Below are 4,313 nucleotides of genomic sequence, written 5' to 3'. Positions count from 1 at the left end.
CCCGCCCCACCGGTGACGGTCGCCACCCCCCTCTCCCGCTCCATCACCGAATGGGACGAGCACACCGCCCGGATCGAGCCCTCCGCCCGGGTCGAGATCCGCCCCCGCGTCTCCGGCCAAGTGATGCAGGTGCATTTCCAGGACGGCGCCCTGGTGAAGACCGGCGACCTGCTCTTCACCCTTGACCAGCGGCCCTTCCAGATCGCGGTCGAGAGCGCCCGCGCCGAGGTCGGCCGCAACGAGGCGAAGCTGACCCTCGCCGAGCAGCAGGTGCAGCGCTATACGCCCCTCGTCGCCCAGCGCTTCGCCCCGGAGTCCGAGATGGACACAAGGCGCAGCGGCCTGCGGGAGGCCCAGGCCGGCCTCTCGGCCGCCCGCGCCGCGCTGCGCCAGGCCGAGCTGGACCTCGAGTTCTCCGAGATCCGCGCCCCCCGTCCCGGCCGCGTCAGCGACCGCCGGGTCGATGCCGGCAACCTGGTGCAGCAGGGCGTGACCCTGCTCACCACCCTGGTCGCGCTCGACCCCGTCTACGTCAGCTTCGATGCGAGTGAGGCGCAATACCTGCGCTATGCCCGCGCCGCGGCCGGCGGCTTCCGCCCCAAAGGAAACGCCACGCCCGCCGATGGCGCACAGATCCAGCTCCGCCTGCTGGACGAGACCGAGTTCAGCCACGAGGGCCGGCTGAACTTCGTCGACAACACCTTCGATACCCGCAGCGGCACCATCCGCGGCCGCGCCACCGTGCCGAACCCCGACCTCTTCCTCACCCCCGGCAGCTTCGCCCGGCTGCGGCTCTTCGCCGGCGATGCCCAGGCGCTGATGGTGCCGGATGCCGCGGTGGTCGCCGACCAGTCCGGCCGCATGGTGATGACGGTCGCGGCGGATGGCACCGTGGCGCCGCGCAGCGTCCAGCTCGGCCCGCTGGTCGATGGGCTGCGCGTCGTCCGCTCCGGCCTGGCGCCGGAGGACCGGGTGATCATCGGCGGGCTGCACCGCGCCCGGCCCGGCAGCCGCGTCACCGCGGAGCAGGGGCGCATCGGCCCCAGCCCCCTGGCATCGGTCCAGTAGGCGAAGCCAAGCCGCACCCCTTCAGGACATCCCGTGCCATGCGCCTCGCCCGCTTCTTCATCGACCGCCCGGTCTTCGCGGCGGTCATCTCCATCGCCATCACCCTGGTCGGCGCCATCGCCGCCTTCCGCCTGCCGGTCGGGGAATACCCCGACATCGCCCCGCCGACGGTGCAGGTGACCGCGCTCTATCCCGGCGCCTCGGCCGAGACCATCGCGGCCACCGTCGCCGGCCCGATCGAGCAGGAGGTGAACGGCGTCGACGGCATGCTCTACCTCTCCTCGCAATCCACCGGCGACGGGCGGCTGGCAATCAGCGTCGTCTTCCGCCAGGGCGTCGACGTCGACCAGGCGCAGGTGCTGGTGCAGAACCGCGTCGCCATCGCCGAGCCGCGGCTGCCCGAGGAGGTCCGCCGCCTCGGCATCACCGTGAAGAAGGCCTCGCCCGACCTGCTGATGGTCGTGCACCTGACCTCCCCCGATGCCAGCCGCAGCCCGGAATACGTCTCCAACTTCGCGACCCTGGCGATCAAGGACCGGCTGACCCGGATCGAGGGCGTCGGCGATGCCCAGGTCTTCGGCGCGCGGGACTATGCCATGCGGGTCTGGCTGGACCCCGACCGGGTCGCCGCCCGCGGCCTCGCCCCCGGCGAGGTGGTGCAGGCGCTGCAGCGGGCCAATGCCCAGGTCGCCGCCGGCGCCATCGGCCAGGCCCCGCGCGCCGCCGAATCCGGCGCCTTCGAGACCAGCCTGCAGGCGCTCGGCCGGCTCACCTCGCCCGAGCAGTTCGACGAGCAGGTGGTGGCGACCGGCGCCGGCGGCGCCCCGGTCCGGCTGCGCGACGTGGCGCGGACCGAGATCGGCGCCGCTGACTACACGGTGAACGCGCTGCTGAACAACCAGGTGGCGACGGCCATCGTCATCTTCCAGCGCCCCGGCAGCAACGCGCTGGAGACCGCCGCCGCCGTCCGCGCCACCATGGAGGAGGCGGCGGCGACCTTCCCCTCCGGCATCGGCTGGAGCGTGGTCTACGACCCGACCCGCTTCATCGCGCAGAGCATGGAAGCGGTGCTGCATACCTTTGCCGAGGCGGTGCTGCTGGTGGTGCTGGTCGTCATCCTGTTCCTGCAGAACTGGCGCGCCGCCATCATCCCGCTGGCCGCCATCCCGGTCTCCATCATCGGCACCTTCGCGGTGCTGCTGGCGCTCGGCTTTACCCTGAACACCCTGACCATGTTCGGGCTGATCCTCGCCATCGGCATCGTGGTCGACGATGCCATCGTGGTGGTGGAGAATGCCGAGCGGCACATGGCCGCCGGGCTCTCCCCGCTTGAGGCCGCGCGGCGGACGATGGACGAGGTGGGCTTCGCGCTGATCGCCATCGCCCTGGTGCTGGTCGCGGTCTTCGTCCCCACCGCCTTCATCACCGGCATCTCCGGCGCCTTCTACCGGCAGTTCGCGGTGACGATCTCGGTCGCCACGCTGCTCTCGGCCATCGTCTCGCTCACGCTGTCCCCGGCACTCGCCGCCCTGCTGCTGAAGCCGCACGGCCATGCCGCCCCCCGCAACCGGCTGCTGGCGCCGATCGGCTTGTTCTTCCGCGGCTTCAACTGGGTCTTCGACCGGCTCTCGCTCGGCTACGGCGGGCTGACCCGGCGGCTGGTGCGCATCCCGGTCATCCTGCTGCTGCTCTATGCCGGGCTGCTGGGGCTGACCGGGCATAGCGTGCTGACCACGCCGACCGGGCTGATCCCGCCGCTCGACCGCGGCTACTTCATCGCCGCCTTCCAGCTTCCCCCCGGCGCCAGCCTCAGCCGGACGGATGCGGTGATCCGCCGCGCCTCTGAGCAGATCACGGCGACGCCGGGCGTGGCCAATGCGGTCGCCTTCGTCGGCTTCGACGGCGCGACCTTCACCAATGCGCCGAATACCGGCGTGGTCTTCGCCGGGCTCGAGCCCTTCGAGGAGCGCGGCCCGAAGGGGCTGACCGGCAACAGCATCCTGGCCGATCTTCAGAAGCGGCTGAGCGGCGAGCCGGATGCCCAGGTGCTGGTGATCCCGCCGCCGCCGGTCCCCGGCATCGGCACCGGCGGCGGCTTCAAGCTGATGATCCAGGACCGCGCCGGGCTCGGCCCACGGGCGCTGGAGCAGGCGACGCAGCAGATCCTGGCCAAGGCCAACGGCACGCCCGGCATCGCCTTCGCCTTCAGCCTGTTCAACACCGCGACGCCGCAGATCCGCGCCGACATCGACCGCACCCGGGCGGAGATGCTGGGCGTGCCCATCTCCCGCGTGCATGAGGCGATGGGCATCTACATGGGCTCGGCCTTCGTCAACGACTTCAACCTGCTGGGGCGGACCTGGCGGGTGACGGCGCAGGCCGACATGCAGCACCGCATGGGGGTGGAGGACATCGCCCGGCTGCGCACCCGCACCGACAGCGGCGGGATGGTGCCGCTCGGCAGCATCGCCACCTTCCACGAGACCTCCGGCCCCTACCGGGTGCCGCGCTACAACCTGTATCCGGCGGCCGAGTTGCAGGGCGCGGCGATGCCCGGCATCTCCACCGGCCAGGCCATCGCGGCGATGGAGGAGGTGCTGAAGGCCAACCTGCCGGACGGCTTCGGCTACGAATGGACTGAGCTCGCCCTGCAGGAGCGCATCGCCGGCAATACCGCGCCGATTGCCTTCGGCATGGCCGTCGTCTTCGTCTTCCTGGTGCTGGCGGCGATGTACGAGAGCTGGCTGCTGCCGCTGGCCGTGGTGATGATCGCGCCCATGTCGGTCCTCGCCGCGCTGCTCGGCGTCGCCCATGCCGGGCTCGACAACAACGTGCTGGTGCAGGTTGGGCTGGTGGTGCTGGTGGGGCTGGCGGCGAAGAACGCCATCCTCATCGTCGAATTCGCCCGCGCTGCGGAGGAGGAAGGCGCCACCCGCTGGGAAGCCGCGGCGGCGGCGGCGCGGACCCGGCTGCGGCCCATCCTGATGACCAGCCTCGCCTTCATCCTCGGCGTGCTGCCGCTGACGGTCGCCACCGGCGCCGGGGCGGAGATGCGCCAGAGCCTGGGTGTCGCGGTCTTCTACGGCATGCTCGGGGTGACGATCTTCGGCCTGCTCTTCACCCCGGTCTTCTACGTCGTGGCGAGAGCCATGGCCCGCAAGCGCGCCGCCCGGCGGGAGCTGAGCGTGAGCGCCTGACGGCCCTCCCCCCCCGGGGGGCCGTCCGCGGCCGGCAGGCCCCGCCCC

At 71.9% G+C, this 4,313-nt stretch carries 2 protein-coding genes; both read left to right on the top strand.

What is annotated here, in order from left to right; all coding sequences use genetic code 11:
* The coding region (locus AC0IW9_RS30080) for an efflux RND transporter periplasmic adaptor subunit (RefSeq protein ID WP_471651982.1) at window positions 1-1,068 on the top strand (1,068 nt) is incomplete at its 5' end.
* 38 nt (window positions 1,069-1,106) lie between these two features.
* A complete protein-coding gene (locus AC0IW9_RS30075) occupies window positions 1,107-4,265 on the top strand; it encodes an efflux RND transporter permease subunit (RefSeq protein WP_471651981.1) in 3,159 nt (1,052 codons plus the stop codon).
* Window positions 4,266-4,313 lie beyond the last annotated feature (48 nt).

The organism is Belnapia sp. AC561 (genome assembly GCF_979252845.1).
This window is presented reverse-complemented; position numbering and strand designations above follow the sequence as displayed.

What these genes read in the sequence shown, in the direction of transcription:
- AC0IW9_RS30075 (WP_471651981.1), top strand. Translation starts at nt 1,107, where the DNA reads ATGCGCCTCGCCCGCTTCTTCATCGACCGCCCGGTCTTCGCGGCGGTC.